Raw genomic sequence first — 15701 nt, 5'->3', positions numbered from 1 at the left:
GTGACAAGGCCCCCTGTGCACGTCCCGAGGGACGTGCACAGGGGGCCTTTCGTATGCCGTGCCGCCGGTGGTCAGGGCCTGCGGGCGGAGGTCACGCGGTAGACGTCGTACACGCCCTCCACGCCCCGTACCGCCTTCAGGACGTGTCCGAGATGCTTCGGGTCGCCCATTTCGAAGGTGAAGCGCGAGGTGGCCACCCGGTCCCGGGAGGTCTGGACGGCTGCCGACAGGATGTTGACGTGCTGGTCGGACAGAACACGGGTGACGTCGGAGAGCAGCCGGGACCGGTCCAGCGCCTCGACCTGGATGGCGACCAGGAAGACCGAGGACTGGGTGGGCGCCCACTCGACCTCCAGGATCCGCTCCGGCTGCTGCGACAACGAGTCGACGTTGACGCAGTCGGCGCGGTGCACGGAGACGCCGCTGCCGCGGGTGACGAAGCCGATGATCGGGTCGCCGGGGACGGGTGTGCAACAGCGGGCCAGTTTGACCCACACGTCCTCGACGCCCTTGACGACGACGCCCGGATCGGCGTTGGAACGGCGCTTGTGCCGACCGCGGGACGGCGGCGCGCTCTCCACGAGGTCCTCGTTGGCGGCGTCCTCGCCGCCGAGTGCCTGGACGAGCTTCTGCACGACACCGGCGGCGGCCACATGGCCCTCGCCGATCGCCGCGTAGAGCGACGAGATGTCGGGGTACCGCATCTCGTGAGCGAGGGTGACCAGGGAGTCGCCGGTCAGGATGCGCTGGATCGGCAGATTCTGCTTGCGCATGGCACGCGCGATGGCGTCCTTGCCCTGCTCGATCGCCTCGTCGCGGCGCTCCTTGGAGAACCAGGCACGGATCTTGTTGCGGGCACGGGGCGACTTGACGAAGCCCAGCCAGTCCCGGGAAGGTCCGGCGCCGGCCGCCTTGGAGGTGAATACCTCCACCAGGTCACCGTTGTCGAGGGTGGATTCGAGCGGTACGAGCCGTCCGTTGACCCGTGCCCCTATGGTCCGGTGGCCGACCTCCGTGTGGACGGCGTACGCGAAGTCGACCGGCGTCGCACCCGCGGGGAGCGCTATGACGTCGCCCTTGGGCGTGAAGACGAAGACCTCGTTGCGCGACAGGTCGAAGCGCAGCGACTCCAGGAACTCGCTGGGGTCCTCGGTCTCCTTCTGCCAGTCGAGGAGCTGGCGCAGCCACGCCATGTCGTTGACGGTGTCCTGGCGCGCGCCCTTGCCGGGGCTCTTGGGCACGTCGGTGCGCACTTTGGAGGCGCCCGCGACGGCCTCCTGCTTGTACTTCCAGTGCGCGGCGATGCCGTACTCGGCGCGGCGGTGCATGTCGAACGTGCGGATCTGCAGCTCGACGGGCTTGCCGCTGGGGCCGATCACCGTGGTGTGCAGCGACTGGTACATGTTGAACTTGGGCATCGCGATGTAGTCCTTGAACCGGCCGGGCACCGGATTCCATCGCGCGTGGACCGTGCCGAGCGCCGCGTAGCAGTCGCGGACGGTGTCGACGAGGACCCGGATGCCCACCAGGTCGTAGATCTCGGCGAAGTCCCGGCCCCGCACGATCATCTTCTGGTAGACGCTGTAGTAGTGCTTGGGTCGGCCGGTGACGGTGGCCTTGATGCGGGCGGCGCGCAGGTCGGCCTGGACCTCGTCGGTCACTATGGCGAGGTATTCGTCGCGCTTGGGCGCCCGCTCGGCGACGAGGCGGACGATCTCGTCGTACATCTTGGGGTAGAGGATCGCGAAGGCGAGGTCCTCCAGCTCCCACTTGATGGTGTTCATGCCCAGGCGGTGTGCCAGCGGGGCGTAGATCTCCAGCGTCTCGCGGGCCTTCTTCTCCTGCTTCTCCCGCTTGAGGTAGCGCATGGTGCGCATGTTGTGCAGCCGGTCGGCGAGCTTGATGACGAGGACCCTGGGGTCCTTGGCCATGGCGACGACCATCTTGCGGACGGTCTCGGCCTGTGCGGCCTCGCCGAACTTGACCTTGTCCAGCTTGGTGACGCCGTCGACGAGCAGGGCGACCTGGTCGCCGAAGTCCCGGCGCAGGGTGTCCAGGCCGTACTCGGTGTCCTCGACCGTGTCGTGCAGCAGTCCGGCCATCAGCGTGGCCGGGTCCATGCCCAGCTCGGCGAGGATCGTGGTGACGGCGAGCGGGTGCGTGATGTACGGGTCGCCGCTCTTGCGCTTCTGTCCCCGGTGCCAGCGCTCGGCGACCTGGTAGGCGCGCTCGATCTGGCGCAGCGTGGCGGTCTCGATCTTGGCGTCGTTTCCGCGGACGGTGCGCAGCAACGGTTCGAGTACCGGGTTGTACGGGCTGGAGCGCTGTACGCCGAGACGGGCGAGCCTGGCCCTCACCCGGTTGGAGGAGCCGCCGGAGCGGGTGGAGGAAGCGGGCGGGGCGACGGGCTTCGCAGCGGGCTTCGCCGGAGGCTTGGGCGCGGAGGCGGCCGGAGAGGCGGGAGCGGCCGGCTGCGCGGGCGAAGCGGGCGCGGGGCGCAGCGCCGCACCGGCCCGGTCCTGGCCGCTGACGGGCTCGGGAGCCGGGGGCTTCGGTTTCTCCGCAGCCTGCTTCTTCCCGGGCACGTCTGGGGCCGCCACCGGCTTTTCGGGCTGCGGGGCGGCGACTGGCTGGGCCTCGTCTGGCAAGAGCGCTCCTCGTGCGGATCCGGGTACCCGGAAAGGCCATCGTATCGACCCTGTGGCCTGACCTCCCCCGGGGACCGTGGAACCCCTCACAACGCACGGCGGGCACCCGGTTGTTCCCGGGTGCCCGCCGTGCGCTGCCGCATACGGTCCGTTGCTGCTCAGACCGTGATCAGAACCTCCAGCGGAGCCCCGCGCAGGCCCTGCTCCAGACGGGCACGCCCGGGCAGGAAGCCGAGCTCCATGAGGACCGCGACGCCCGCCACCTCGGCACCGGCCCGCCGGATCAGCTCCAGCGAGGCCTCGGCGGTGCCGCCGGTCGCGAGGATGTCGTCGATGACCATGATCCGGTCGTCGGCGGACAGGTCCTCCGCGTGTATTTCGATCTCCGCGGTGCCGTACTCCAGCTCGTATGCCTGGCTGAGCGTGGCTCCGGGCAGCTTCCCCGCCTTGCGGACGGGTACGAAGCCGAGCCCGGCCCTGACCGCGACCGGCGCGGCCAGGATGAAGCCGCGCGCCTCAAGGCCGACGATCTTCGTGGCGCCGTGCTGTACGCACAGCTCCGCGAGCACGTCGGTGAGGGCCGCGAACGCCGTCGGATCCGCGAGCAGCGGGGTGATGTCCTTGAACAGGACGCCCGGCTTCGGATAGTCCGGCACATCGCGGATCCGGCTGAGCAGGAGCTCCCGGGTGCGCTCGGTGGTGCTGCTGGTCATCGGCGCTTCCCCGAGGTCCGGCCGTGGCCCCTGGGGGGCTGCTGGCGCTGGCCGACGACCGCGGCCGCGGGTGCGGCGTCCTCGGGGAGTTCGTCGTCCGACGACTCGTCCTGGGCGGACTCGCCCTTGGCCGCGGCCGCCGCGCGCTTGGCGAGGATCCGCTTCTTCAGGGCCTTCATCTGCGGATCGCGTTCCTTGAGGTCGGCGACGAGCGGAGTGGCGATGAAGATCGAGGAGTACGCGCCGGCCGCGAGGCCGACGAACAGCGCCAGGGAGATGTCGTTCAGCATGCCGGCGCCGAGGACGCCGCCGCCGATGAACAGCAGACCGGCGACCGGCAGCAGTGCCACGACGGTGGTGTTGATGGAACGCACCAGCGTGCCGTTGATGGAGCGGTTGGCGATCTCGCTGTACGTCCACCGGGTCTGCTTGGTGATCCCCTTCGTGCCCTCCTTGAGGCTGTCGAAGACGACGACGGTGTCGTAGAGGGAGTAACCGAGGATGGTCAGCAGACCGATCACGGTGCCCGGCGTGACCTCGAAGCCCACCAGGGCGTAGACGCCGACCGTGATGGTGATGTCGTGGATCAGCGCGACCAGGGCCGCGATGGCCATGCGCCACTCGAAGGCGATGGCCAGGTAGATCACGACGAGGATCATGAAGATGCCGAGGCCCGTCCAGGCCTTGTTGGCGATCTGCTCACCCCAGCTGGGGCCGACCAGGTCTGCGGCGATCTTCTCGGTCGGGACGTCGAGGTCCTTGGAGAGCTGGTCCTTGATCTGGTCGGACTTCGCGGTGTCGACCTCGGTGATCTGGATACGCAGACCGCCGTTGCCGAGCTTCTGGACGATGGCCTGGTGACCGGAGGCCTCCGTCGCCACGTCCTCCGCCTGGGAGACGCTGACGCTCGTCTTCGGAGTGGTGAAGACCGCGCCGCCCTTGAACTCGATGCCCATGTTCAGGCCGCTGACCGCCAGGCCGACGATGGCCGTGATGGTGATCAGGATCGAGACCCCGTACCAGATCCTGCGCTTGCCGATGAAGTCGTAGCCGACCTCGCCGCGGTAGAGACGGGCGCCGAGATTGCCAAGTCGCGACATCTCACGCCTCCTTCGGGTCAGTGGGGGCGTTGACACGACGTGAGCGACGCAGCGGCGGCTTGGCACCGAGCCGCTTCGGGTCCAGACCGGACCACGGGTGACCGCTGGAGAAGAACTTCGTCCGGGCCATCAGCGTCATGACGGGCTTGGTGAAGAGGAACACCACGACCACGTCGAGCAGCGTGGTGAGTCCCAGCGTGAAGGCGAATCCCTGGACCTTGCCGACGGTGACGACGAAGAGGACCGCCGCGGCGAGGAACGACACGAAGTCGGAGACCAGGATGGTGCGCCGGGCGCGCGGCCAGGCGCGCTCGACGGCCGGGCGCAGCGTGCGGCCCTCGCGGATCTCGTCGCGGACTCTCTCGAAGTACACGATGAAGGAGTCCGCGGTGATACCGATGGCCACGATGGCTCCGCAGACCGCCGGGAGGTTCAGCGCGAAGCCGATGGCCGGGCCGAGGAGTGCCATGAGCGTGTAGGTCAGGATGCCGGAGACCATCAGGCTGAGGAGCGCGATGAGGGCCAGTCCGCGGTAGTAGGCCACCAGGTAGATGACCACCAGGGCCAGACCGATGGCACCGGCGATCAGACCGGCCTGGAGCTGCTCGCCACCGAGAGCGGCGGTGACGGTGGTGACGCTCGCCTCCTGGAAGGAGAGCGGGAGCGCACCGTAGGAGAGCACGTTGGCCAGGTCCTCGGCGGACTGCTGGTTGAAGCTGCCGGAGATCTCGGCGCTGCCGCTGAGGGTCTCGTTCACCTGGGGCGCGGAGACGACCTCGCCGTCCAGCGCGATGGCGAACTGGTTCTGCGGCGACTGCTGCGCGGACAGCTTCTTGGTGATCGTCTGGAACTGCTTGGAGCCCTGCTTCGTGAAGTCCATCTGGACGATCCACATGCCGCGCTGCTGGTCGAAGGCGGCCTTGGCGCTGTCGACCTCGGTGCCGGACACCTCGGAGGGACCGAGGATGTACTTGGCGTCACCCTCGGAGCTGCACGCCACGACCGTGTCGGTCGGCTTCGCGCCCTGTGCGGCCTTGGCCCGGGACGACTTGCTGGAGCAGTCGAGCGCCTCGAACTTCTTCTGCAGCTCGGTGGCGGCGGCCTCGTCCGCGGCGGAGGCGGAGGCCGACGGTGAGGCAGCGGCGGACTCGCTCGCCGTGGGGCTCGGCGTGGTGTCGGTTTTGAGGGCGCCGGTGACCGCGCGGCCCTGCGTCGTGGCGCTCGCGCTCGGGGTCGCCGACGCCTTCCCGTTGTCCGCGGAGGCGCTCGGGCTCGCGGACGGGCTGGCCGTGCCGGACGACGAGGCACTGGGCGTGGGGGTGGGGCTGCCCTGGGCGACGGTCAGCACCGGCCGGAAGTAGAGCTTGGCGGTGGTACCGACCTGCTCACGGGCCTGGGCGGAGTTCGTGCCCTTGGGGATGTTGACGATGATGTTGCGATCGCCCTGCGTCTGGACCTCGGCCTCGGAGACACCCAGACCATTGACGCGGCGTTCCATGATCTGGACCGCGGTGTCCATGTTGGTCTTGTTGATCGCCGATTCCTGGCCCGGCTCGCTCTTCGCCTCAAGCGTGATGGACGTGCCGCCCGCCAGGTCGATGCCCAGGCGCGGGGTCGGCTGATGGGCCAGGAACATCCCGCCGGTGAGCGCGACCATGGCGATCAGGATCAGAGCCAGGGAACGCCCCGGCCTGCCCTGACCGCCGGCCGGCCCTCGGCTCTTCTTCGGTGCTGCCACCTTCTCGTTTCTCCCTGTCCAACCGCCCCGCGCCGGGTACGCGCCCGAGCGGCCACGAAGTGTAGTGAGGACCCGCCCCCGCAGAAGATCGCACGGTCCGGGGAGTGCCGCATGCCGGTGGGCACGCGGCACTCCCCGGGTCGTGGCCTACTTCGCGTCAGCCTCGCCGTCGGTCTTGCCCTCGGACTTCTTGTCGGACTCGGCGTCCTCGGACTCGGCGTCCTCGGACTCGGCCTTCTTGCCCAGGTCGATCTTGGCATCGTCCGAGGTGTCCTCGTCCGCGTCCGTCCCGGTCAGCGAAGAGGCGTCGTCCGGCACGATCGAGCCGTCGATGTCGAGAGCCTCATCGCCGTCACCGTGGACGATGCGGTTGTACTCCGCGTCGTCCAGGACGGCTCCGATGGCGTTCTTGGCGTAGACGGCGTGAACGCCGGGCGCGATCTCAAGGAGAACCGTATCGTCGTGAAGCTCCTTGACAGTGGCGTACATGCCCCCGATCGTCCGGACGCCGGTGCCGGGCTGCATGTCGTTGCGCATCTGCGCGGCGGCCGCCTGCTTCTTCTTGGCGGACCGCGTCATCAGGAACATGGCCCCGATGAGCACGATGAAGGGGAGGAGAGTCACGGGATTCACGGGACGAGTTTCCTTCGCACGACCGCGCTGCACGGCGGCCTGGTCTACGGGGGTGGGTACACCGACCTGTACGGGCGGCATCGGCGGAGTCTAAGCGAGTCCGCATCGTTGGAACAACGCCCGACTCCGCTCGATGGTTCCTGTCCGGGTGAACCTGTGACGCATCACGCCCCGAACAGGCCCTGTTGTCCGTTTCCACCGTGCTGGGGAGGGACGAGGCCCAGGTGGGCCCAGGCCGCGGGCGTCGCGACCCGCCCTCGCGGCGTCCTGGCCAGCAGCCCTTCCCGCACCAGGAAGGGCTCCGCGACCTCCTCGACCGTCTCGCGCTCCTCGCCCACGGCCACGGCGAGGGTGGAAAGACCGACGGGCCCGCCGCCGAAGAGCTTCAGCAGGGCACCGAGCACGGCCCGGTCCAGCCGGTCGAGGCCGCGCGCGTCGACCTCGTACACCCCGAGGGCGACGGAGGCGATGTCGCGGTCGATCCGGCCGTCGGCCTTGACCTGGGCGTAGTCCCTCACGCGGCGCAGCAGCCGGTTGGCGATGCGGGGGGTGCCGCGGGACCGTCCGGCGATCTCGGCGGCGCCGTACGCGTCTATCGCGACGTCGAGCAGGCGGGCGGAGCGGTGGATGACGCGTTCCAGCTCGGCGGGTGCGTAGAACTCCATGTGCCCGGTGAAACCGAAGCGGTCGCGGAGCGGGGGCGGCAGCAGTCCGGCCCTGGTGGTGGCACCGACCAGGGTGAAGGGCGGCAGTTCCAGCGGGATGGCGGTGGCGCCGGGGCCCTTGCCGACGATGACGTCGACCCGGAAGTCCTCCATCGCCATGTAGAGCATCTCCTCCGCGGGACGCGACATGCGGTGGATCTCGTCGAGGAAGAGGACTTCGCCCTCCTGGAGGGAGGAGAGAATCGCGGCAAGATCACCCGCATGCTGGATGGCGGGGCCGGAGGTGATCCGGATCGGTGCGCCCATCTCGGCCGCGATGATCATGGAAAGCGTGGTCTTGCCGAGGCCGGGGGCGCCGGAGAGCAGGACATGGTCGGCGGTGGCGCCGCGGGCCCTGGCCGCCTTGAGGACCAGGTCGAGCTGTTCGCGCACCTTTTCCTGGCCGACGAATTCGTCGAGGTCCTTCGGCCGCAGCGCCGCCTCGACCGCGGTGTCCTCACCGGCCGCGTCGGCGTCGACGAGGCGCTCGTCGAGCCGCTCGCCGGTGTCGGGTCCGGTCTCGTCCCAGTTCATTCCGTCTGTCCCGCCTCGGGTGTTTCGGTGCCGCGGGGTGCGCGGCCCGGCATCGGGTCTCCCCCGGAGTGACGCGCTGCGGTCAGCGCGTCCGGTTGAGGGTCTGGAGCGCGGCGCGCAGCAGCTGCGGCACCGGGGCCTGCCCACCCTCGGCCAGGGCCGCCTCGGCCTGCGGGGCGACGGCGGCGACCGCCTCGTCGGCCTCACGGGTGGCGTAGCCGAGACCGATCAGCGCGGCCTGCAGCTGATCGCGCCAGGACGACGTGACAGGGGTACCGATGCCCTGCCGGCCGATGTGGGCACCCACGGGCTCACCGAGTCTGTCCTTCAGTTCGAGGAGGAGTTTCTGCGCGCCCTTCTTGCCGATGCCGGACACGGCGGTGAGCGCCTTCTCGTCGCCGGTGGCCACCGCGGTCCGCAGGGCGTCGGGGCGGTGGGTGGCGAGCATCGCCTGGGCGAGCCGCGGGCCGACTCCGCTGGCGGTCTGGAGCAGCTCGAACACCTGCCGCTCGTCGTCGTCGGCGAAGCCGTAAAGGGTGAGCGAGTCCTCCCGGACGACGAGGGAGGTGGCCAGCTTGGCCTCCTCGCCGATCCGGAGACCTGCGAGGGTGTCCGGCGTGCACTGCACGGCCATGCCGACGCCGCCGACCTCGATCACGGCCGTGGTCGGGGCGAGCGCGGCGACGGGGCCGCTGACGAAGGCGATCATCGGGGGACCTTCCGGACGGGGACTGCGGGTGCACGGGGAGGGCGGGCCGCGGCGGCTGCCGCCCGCACCTGCTGGAGGCGGTTGACTGCGGGGGCGCGCCAGATGTGGCAGATGGCGAGCGCGAGGGCGTCGGCCGCGTCGGCGGGTTTCGGCGGGGCATCGAGCCGCAGCAGCCGGGTGACCATGGCGCCGATCTGTGCCTTGTCGGCGCGGCCGGTGCCGGTGACGGCCGCCTTGACCTCGCTGGGGGTGTGCAGGGCGACCGGTATGCCGCGCCGGGACGCACAGAGCATGGCGACCGCACTCGCCTGGGCCGTGCCCATCACCGTACGGACGTTGTGCTGGCTGAACACCCGCTCCACGGCGACGTATTCGGGCCGGTGCTCGTCGAGCCACTGCTCGATGCCGCGCTCGATGGCGACCAGGCGGTGGCCGAGCTCCGCATCGGGCGGGGTGCGGACGACCCCGACTCCGAGCATCGTCAGGGGGCGGCCGACGACGCCCTCGACGACGCCGACACCGCACCGGGTCAGCCCCGGGTCGACGCCCAGTACCCGCATGACAGGCCCCCTCCGTACCGATCGGTCAACTGTTCCCGCAGGCTATCGGCTCGCACTGACAATGCGACGGGCCGACGGGGTGTGTCCCCGTCGGCCCGTCCGTGAGAACCGTGCCGATCCCGGCTCAGGCGTCGACCTTCTCCATGACCTCGTCCGAGACGTCGAAGTTGGCGAAGACGTTCTGCACGTCGTCGCTGTCCTCCAGCGCGTCGATCAGCTTGAAGATCTTGCGCGCGCCCTCCTCGTCCAGCTCGACCTGCATGGTGGGCAGGAAGTTGGCCTCGGCGGAGTCGTAGTCGATGCCGGCCTCCTGGAGCGCCGTACGGACCGCGACCATGTCGGTGGCCTCGCTGACGACCTCATAGCTCTCACCGAGGTCGTTGACCTCCTCGGCACCCGCGTCGAGCACGGCGCCCAGGACGTCGTCCTCGGACAGCTCGCCCTTGGGGACGATCACGACGCCCTTGCGGTTGAAGAGGTACGACACCGAACCCGGGTCGGCCATCGAACCGCCGTTGCGGGTCATCGCGACCCGCACGTCGGACGCGGCACGGTTGCGGTTGTCGGTGAGGCACTCGATGAGCACCGCGACACCGTTCGGGCCGTAACCCTCGTACATGATCGTCTGGTAGTCGACGCCGCCCGCTTCGAGACCGCCACCGCGCTTGACCGCGGAGTCGATGTTCTTGTTCGGTACGGAACTCTTCTTCGCCTTCTGGATGGCGTCCACAAGGGTCGGATTTCCATCGGGATCCACGCCACCGGTACGGGCGGCCACCTCGATGTTCTTGATCAGCTTCGCGAAGAGCTTGCCGCGCTTGGCGTCAATCACGGCCTTCTTGTGCTTCGTCGTAGCCCATTTAGAGTGGCCGGACATCTGCCTTCTCCTTCGCGTCACCCAAAACGATTCGAACCCGAGGGATCCTACCGGGATCGCGTCAGCCGACTGCGCGCACCATGTCCACGAACAAGGCGTGAACCCGGTGGTCCCCGGTCAGTTCCGGGTGGAATGACGTCGCGAGCGCGTTTCCCTGGCGTACGGCGACGATGTGACCGTCGTGCTCCGCCATCACCCGGGCCTGCGCGCCGACGGATTCCACCCAGGGAGCACGGATGAACACGCCCTCGACCGGGCCGTCGTCGACACCCGCGACCTCGACGGCCGCCTCGAAGGACTCGTTCTGCCGCCCGAAGGCGTTACGGCGCACGATCATGTCGATCCCGCCGATCGTCTCCTGGCCCGAGCGCGGGTCGAGGATCTTGTCCGCGAGCAGAATCATTCCCGCGCAGGTGCCGTAGACGGGCATTCCGTTCCGTACCCGCTCGCGCAGCGGTTCCAGCATGCCGAAGAGGGAAGCCAGCTTGGACATCGTGGTGGACTCGCCACCGGGAATGACCAGACCGTCGACCTCGGCAAGTTCCTCGGGACGCCGGACCGGCCTGGCCAGGGCATCCGCCGAGGCCAGGGCGATCAGGTGTTCCCGTACGTCGCCCTGGAGAGCCAGGACTCCGACCACAGGGGTGTCGCTCATCAGTGACTACCAGCCACGGTTGGCGTAGCGCTCGGCCTCGGGCAGGGTGTCGCAGTTGATGCCGACCATGGCCTCGCCCAGGTTCCGGGAGGCGTCCGCGATGATCTTCGGGTCGTCGTAGAAGGTGGTGGCCTTCACGATGGCGGCGGCGCGCTTGGCCGGGTCGCCGGACTTGAAGATGCCGGAGCCGACGAAGACGCCCTCGGCACCGAGCTGGCGCATCAGCGCGGCGTCGGCGGGGGTGGCGACGCCGCCGGCGGAGAACAGCACGACGGGCAGCTTGCCGAGCTCGGCGACCTCCTTGACCAGCTCGTACGGGGCGCGGAGGTCCTTGGCGGCGGCGTACAGCTCGTTGTTGTCGTAACCGCGCAGCCGGGCGATCTCGTTCTTGATCTGGCGCAGGTGGCGGACCGCTTCGACGACGTTCCCGGTGCCGGCCTCGCCCTTCGAACGGATCATGGCCGCGCCCTCGGCGATACGGCGCAGCGCCTCGCCCAGGTTGGTGGCGCCACAGACGAACGGGGTGGTGAAGGCGAACTTGTCGCTGTGGTTGACCTCGTCGGCCGGGGTGAGGACCTCGGACTCGTCGATGTAGTCGACACCGAGGGACTGGAGGACCTGGGCCTCGACGAAGTGTCCGATACGGGACTTCGCCATCACCGGGATGGAGACGGCCTCGATGATCTCCTCGATCATGTTCGGGTCCGACATCCGGGCCACGCCGCCGTCCTTGCGGATGTCGGCCGGTACCCGCTCCAGGGCCATGACGGCCACGGCTCCCGCGTCCTCGGCGATCTTCGCCTGCTCGGCGTTGACGACGTCCATGATCACGCCGCCCTTGAGCTGCTCGGCCATGCCGCGCTTGACGCGGGCGGTGCCGGTGGCCGGGGAGTCGGCGGACTGCGCGGTGGTGGGAAGCGTGGACACGGATCGACCTCACTCGGAGAAAGCGTTGCTGAAGGCACTGATGGGTGCAGGGCTGAGCAAACTCTGCGGGACCAGTCCACAGCAAGGGCCAATAAGAGGCCGGTGGATCGTTTTGAAGGCCCTGCGGGACGGCCTGTGAGCCCGTTCACGCACGGCTGGGGCGGCGCGGTCAGCTGCCGGGGCGGTCCGCCAGGGCGACCGGCGGTTCGTCGTCCATCTCGAAGGCGAGCGGGAACGGGGCGTGCCCGGCCAGCCGGAACCACCGCACCGTGCGGTGGCGGCGCAGCGCGCGTGCCGCGCGCACCGCGTCGTTGTGGAACCGCCGGGCCATCGGGACGCGGCGTACGGCCGCGGCGAGCTCGGACGCCGCTTCCTCACCGCCGGGGATCTCCCGCACGGACTCGACCTGCGCGGTCTCGCCGAACACCGCCCGCAGCGCGGTGCTCAGCTCGCTCTCCGCGACCTCGCGGTTCTCCTCCTCCGCCTGACGGGCGGCGTGCGCGGCCTCGTACAGCACGATGGAGGCGGCGGGGTCGAGCACACCGGAGGTCGCCAGCTCCTGGGTGACCGAGGCACGGCGCAGGAGCTGCGCGTCGAGGGCGGCGCGGGCGGCGTCGATGCGGGTGTGCAGCCGGTCCAGCCGGCCGGCGGTCCAGCTGAGGTACATACCGATCACGACGATCGCGACGCCGATCCAGATGAGGGTTTCGATCACGGGCGGCAAGGCTACCGTCGGGGCGCGTATGCCCTTGCCGCCCGCCCCGGCCTACGCGCCGGGCCGGGCCACGGGGCCGGTGCGGGTGACAGGGCCGGTGCGGGTGACGGGGCCAGTGCGGGATACGGCGGGATACGCGCCCTGCCCGAGCCCGGGCCCGGGCCCTGCGGCGGGGCCCTTGTCCGGATCGGGCCGGATCAGCGGCCCTGTCCGGTACCGTGCCCGCGGTCCGGGCGGGAGGCCCTACTCCCGCGCCAGTCCCAGGCGTGCGCGCAGTCCCGTGCGTTCGTCGGCCGCCACCGACGCCGCACCGTCCGTCACCGTCTCGTACACGGCGAGGATGTCCGCCCCGACGGTCGACCAGTCGAAGCGCCGCACGTGCGCGGCTCCCCGCTCGCGCAGTTCCGTACGCCGCTCCGGGTCGCCGAGCAGCCGGACGGCGGCCGACGCCAGTGCGTCCGCGTCCTCGTTGGCGAAGAGTTCGCCCGCCGCGCCCTGGTCCAGCACCTGTGCGAACGCGTCCAGATCGCTGGCGAGGACCGGCGCACCGGCCGACATCGCTTCGACCAGGATGATCCCGAAGCTTTCGCCGCCCGTATTGGGTGCGACGTACACATCGACACTGCGCAGCAGCCGCGCCTTGTCCTCGTCGCTCACCATGCCGAGGAATTCGACGCGTCCGCGCATCTCCTCGGGCAGCGAGGCCACGGCCTCCTCCTCGTCACCGCGGCCGGCCACCAGCAGCCTGGTGTCCGGCCGTGCGGCGAGGATCGCGGGCAGCGCCCTCATCAGGACGGGCAGGCCCTTGCGGGGTTCGTCGATGCGCCCGATGAAGCCGATGGTGCCGCTCTCGTGTCTCCCGCCACCGCCGTCGACCGGGCTTCGCGCCTGCTCCGACTGCCACTCGGCCTTGGGCGCGGCCCCGGCGAAGAAGCCGACGTCGACGCCGTTCGGGATGACGACCGCGTCGCCGCCCAGGTGCTCGACCAGCGTCCGGCGTGCGTACTCGCTCACCGCGATGCGGGCGCTGATCTTCTCCAGCGCGGGCTGCAGGATCGGGTACGCGGCGATCATGGCCCGGGAGCGCGGATTGGAGGTGTGGAACGTGGCGACGATCGGCCCCTGGGCCGCCCAGCAGGCGAGCAGCCCCAGCGACGGCGAGGCCGGCTCATGGATGTGGATCACGTCGAAGGTGCCGTCGTGCAGCCAGCGGCGCACCCGGGCGGCCGAGAGGAAGCCGAAGTTGAGCCGGGCCACGGAACCGTTGTACGGGACGGGGACGGCCCGGCCCGCCGAGACCACGTACGGCGGCAACGGTGTCTCGTCGTCGGCCGGCGCCAGCACCGACACCCGGTGGCCCAGGCGGATCAGGTGCTCGGCCAGGTCCCGGATGTGGAACTGCACACCGCCGGGTACGTCCCAGGAGTACGGGCAGACGATGCCGATCTTCACAGCCGGTCCTCCCGCGGTTCCAGATCGGCCGACCACAGCCGTTGCAGCATGTGCCAGTCCTCCGGATGCTCGGCGATTCCGATGGCGAAGGCATCGGCCAGCGCCTGTGTCATCACGGACGTCTTCTCCGTACGGTCGCCCGACTCCGGCACCTCGACCGGCGGATGGACACGCGCCTTCATCACGGGCGTGTCGTCGTAACCGAGCGTCACCGGGAGCAGCAGCGCACCGGTCTGCTGGGCCAGCAGCGCCGGGCCGGCGGGCATCCGCGCGGTGTCGCCGAAGAACGTCACCTCGACGCCGGAGGCCGACAGGTCCCGGTCGGCGACCAGGCAGACCAGGCCGCCGGCGCGCAGCCGGCGCGCCAGGGTACCGAAGGCGGCGCCGCCGCTGTGCGGCAGGACCTCCATGCCGAGCCCCTCGCGGTAGGCCACGAACCGGTCGTACAGCGTCTCGGGCCTCAGCCGCTCGGCGACCGTGGTGAAGGGCACCTTGAGATCGGTGGTGACCCAGGCTCCGGCCAGGTCCCAGTTCCCGAGGTGCGGCAGGGCGAGGATGACACCGCGCCCGGTGGCCAGCCCGTCGGTGAGCCGGTGCGCGTCCGTCACGTCTATGGACGCCTTGATCCGTTCCGGACTCCAGGTGGGCAGCCGGAACGACTCCATCCAGTAACGCATGTACGAGCGCATTCCCGCCCTGGAGAGCTCGGCGAGCCGGTCCGCGGACGCCCCGGGCACCACCCGTGCCAGATTCGACTCCAGCCGCAGCACCCCTTTGCCGCGCTTCTTCCACGCCAGGTCGGCGACGGTGCGGAAGAGGGCCCGGGCGACCGGCTCGGGAAGCCGCTTGACGGCGGCCCAGCCGAGCCCGTACAGCCCGTCGGTCAGCCGGTCCCGCAGGCCGGAGCGCGTGTCACCCGGTGCGCCGCTCACTGTGCGGCCCCGCTCCCCCGCTCCGCGGCGGCGGCCCTCGCCGCGTCGGCCTCCGCCGCATCGGCCTCGGCGGACTCGCGGCGCACGGTCACGACCCGCTGCACGAGCGTCACCAGGCTGCCCACGGCGACGATCCACAGCGCGATCGGCAGCAGGACCTGGATCCCGGGGACACCGAACGTGTGGAGACCGGCGAACCCGGCCGCCACCAGCGAGATGACCAGCCGTTCGGCGCGCTCCACAAGACCGTTGACCGCGACCGGCAGCCCGATCGACTCGCCGCGCGCCTTCGTGTACGAGACGACCTGGCCGCTCGCCAGGCAGAAGATCGCGACAGCGCACATCACGTTGTCGTCGCCGCGGCCCGCGTACCAGAGCGCGAACCCGCCGAAGATCGCCCCGTCGGCGACCCGGTCCAGGGTCGAGTCCAGGAACGCTCCCCAGCGACTGGAGATGCCGGCCTGTCGGGCCATGTTGCCGTCGACGAGGTCGGAGAAGACAAAGATCGTGATGACGATCGTGCCCCAGAAGAACTCCCCCATCGGGAAGAAGACCAGCGCACCTGCCATCACCCCGGCCGTTCCGATCAGAGTGACCGCGTCAGGGCTCACGCCGAGACGGAGCAACAGTGCGGCGAACGGTGTGAGAACACGCGTGAAAAATGCACGCGCGTACTTGTTCAGCATGGCCTTCCCGAGGGGTCGGTGGGCCGAGCGGCCCCTACGGCCACCGGCTGGCCCATCGTAGTCACGCCCGGCGCACTCCACCGTCCGGGCACCCGGATCGCACCGCGGTGCGCGACGT

Annotated in this window: 15 protein-coding genes; all 15 read right to left on the bottom strand. The window is 70.1% G+C overall.

Annotated features, from left to right (window positions below; all coding sequences use genetic code 11):
• Nucleotides 1-71: 71 nt before the first annotated feature.
• Entirely contained in the window at nucleotides 72-2648 is a 2577-nt protein-coding gene (locus ACFVUT_RS04945; protein ID WP_389647266.1) for a RelA/SpoT family protein, read from the bottom strand.
• A 158-nt stretch (nucleotides 2649-2806) separates the two neighbouring features.
• Nucleotides 2807-3361, bottom strand: coding sequence for an adenine phosphoribosyltransferase (locus tag ACFVUT_RS04940; RefSeq protein ID WP_389647263.1), 555 nt, complete (start codon nucleotides 3359-3361; stop codon nucleotides 2807-2809).
• Nucleotides 3358-4461 (bottom strand): protein translocase subunit SecF, encoded by a 1104-nt coding sequence (secF, locus tag ACFVUT_RS04935; protein ID WP_389647260.1) that lies wholly within the window; start codon nucleotides 4459-4461, stop codon nucleotides 3358-3360. Before secF ends, ACFVUT_RS04940 begins: the two co-directional genes overlap by 4 nt.
• 1 nt (nucleotide 4462) lies before the next feature.
• Nucleotides 4463-6199, bottom strand: a complete 1737-nt coding sequence (gene secD / locus ACFVUT_RS04930) for a protein translocase subunit SecD (protein WP_389647257.1) — start codon at nucleotides 6197-6199, stop codon at nucleotides 4463-4465.
• 147 nt (nucleotides 6200-6346) lie between these two features.
• Entirely contained in the window at nucleotides 6347-6832 is a 486-nt protein-coding gene (yajC, locus tag ACFVUT_RS04925) for a preprotein translocase subunit YajC (protein WP_389647254.1), read from the bottom strand.
• Nucleotides 6833-6996: 164 nt separating this feature from the next.
• Nucleotides 6997-8070 carry a Holliday junction branch migration DNA helicase RuvB gene (gene ruvB, locus ACFVUT_RS04920; protein WP_389647251.1) on the bottom strand — a complete coding sequence of 358 codons (1074 nt, stop codon included), beginning with the start codon at nucleotides 8068-8070 and terminating at the stop codon, nucleotides 6997-6999.
• A gap of 82 nt (nucleotides 8071-8152) precedes the next feature.
• Nucleotides 8153-8779, bottom strand: coding sequence for a Holliday junction branch migration protein RuvA (gene ruvA / locus ACFVUT_RS04915; RefSeq protein ID WP_389647248.1), 627 nt, complete (start codon nucleotides 8777-8779; stop codon nucleotides 8153-8155).
• Nucleotides 8776-9339: a crossover junction endodeoxyribonuclease RuvC gene (ruvC, locus tag ACFVUT_RS04910; protein ID WP_389647244.1), complete on the bottom strand. Its 564-nt coding sequence runs from the start codon at nucleotides 9337-9339 to the stop codon at nucleotides 8776-8778. The genes ruvA and ruvC overlap by 4 nt, the downstream gene beginning before the upstream one ends.
• 124 nt (nucleotides 9340-9463) lie before the next feature.
• On the bottom strand, nucleotides 9464-10216 hold the full coding sequence (locus tag ACFVUT_RS04905) for a YebC/PmpR family DNA-binding transcriptional regulator (RefSeq protein ID WP_389647241.1): 753 nt from the start codon (nucleotides 10214-10216) through the stop codon (nucleotides 9464-9466).
• A gap of 61 nt (nucleotides 10217-10277) precedes the next feature.
• Nucleotides 10278-10871 (bottom strand): pyridoxal 5'-phosphate synthase glutaminase subunit PdxT, encoded by a 594-nt coding sequence (gene pdxT, locus ACFVUT_RS04900; RefSeq protein ID WP_389647238.1) that lies wholly within the window; start codon nucleotides 10869-10871, stop codon nucleotides 10278-10280.
• 6 nt (nucleotides 10872-10877) lie between these two features.
• A complete protein-coding gene (gene pdxS, locus ACFVUT_RS04895) occupies nucleotides 10878-11798 on the bottom strand; it encodes a pyridoxal 5'-phosphate synthase lyase subunit PdxS (protein WP_389647235.1) in 921 nt (306 codons plus the stop codon).
• A 169-nt stretch (nucleotides 11799-11967) separates the two neighbouring features.
• A complete protein-coding gene (locus ACFVUT_RS04890) occupies nucleotides 11968-12465 on the bottom strand; it encodes a hypothetical protein (RefSeq protein WP_389647721.1) in 498 nt (165 codons plus the stop codon).
• Between the two features lie 291 nt (nucleotides 12466-12756).
• Nucleotides 12757-13965, bottom strand: coding sequence for a glycosyltransferase family 4 protein (locus ACFVUT_RS04885; protein ID WP_389647232.1), 1209 nt, complete (start codon nucleotides 13963-13965; stop codon nucleotides 12757-12759).
• Nucleotides 13962-14897: a phosphatidylinositol mannoside acyltransferase gene (locus ACFVUT_RS04880; RefSeq protein ID WP_389647229.1), complete on the bottom strand. Its 936-nt coding sequence runs from the start codon at nucleotides 14895-14897 to the stop codon at nucleotides 13962-13964. Before ACFVUT_RS04880 ends, ACFVUT_RS04885 begins: the two co-directional genes overlap by 4 nt.
• Entirely contained in the window at nucleotides 14894-15583 is a 690-nt protein-coding gene (gene pgsA / locus ACFVUT_RS04875; protein ID WP_389647226.1) for a phosphatidylinositol phosphate synthase, read from the bottom strand. Before pgsA ends, ACFVUT_RS04880 begins: the two co-directional genes overlap by 4 nt.
• Nucleotides 15584-15701: the final 118 nt, after the last annotated feature.

It is taken from the genome of Streptomyces sp. NPDC058051, from assembly GCF_042885475.1.
In the GTDB taxonomy this organism is placed as follows: Bacteria; Actinomycetota; Actinomycetes; order Streptomycetales; family Streptomycetaceae; genus Streptomyces.
This window is presented reverse-complemented; position numbering and strand designations above follow the sequence as displayed.

Bases quoted from the DNA above. Each gene is read 5' to 3' on its own strand.
- secF (WP_389647260.1), bottom strand. From the start codon at position 4,461: ATGTCGCGACTTGGCAATCTCGGCGCCCGTCTCTACCGCGGCGAGGTC.
- ACFVUT_RS04905 (WP_389647241.1), bottom strand. From the start codon at position 10,216: ATGTCCGGCCACTCTAAATGGGCTACGACGAAGCACAAGAAGGCCGTG.
- ruvA (WP_389647248.1), bottom strand. From the start codon at position 8,779: ATGATCGCCTTCGTCAGCGGCCCCGTCGCCGCGCTCGCCCCGACCACG.
- pdxT (WP_389647238.1), bottom strand. From the start codon at position 10,871: ATGAGCGACACCCCTGTGGTCGGAGTCCTGGCTCTCCAGGGCGACGTA.
- pgsA (WP_389647226.1), bottom strand. From the start codon at position 15,583: ATGCTGAACAAGTACGCGCGTGCATTTTTCACGCGTGTTCTCACACCG.
- ruvC (WP_389647244.1), bottom strand. From the start codon at position 9,339: ATGCGGGTACTGGGCGTCGACCCGGGGCTGACCCGGTGCGGTGTCGGC.
- ruvB (WP_389647251.1), bottom strand. From the start codon at position 8,070: ATGAACTGGGACGAGACCGGACCCGACACCGGCGAGCGGCTCGACGAG.
- ACFVUT_RS04890 (WP_389647721.1), bottom strand. From the start codon at position 12,465: ATGTACCTCAGCTGGACCGCCGGCCGGCTGGACCGGCTGCACACCCGC.
- ACFVUT_RS04940 (WP_389647263.1), bottom strand. From the start codon at position 3,361: ATGACCAGCAGCACCACCGAGCGCACCCGGGAGCTCCTGCTCAGCCGG.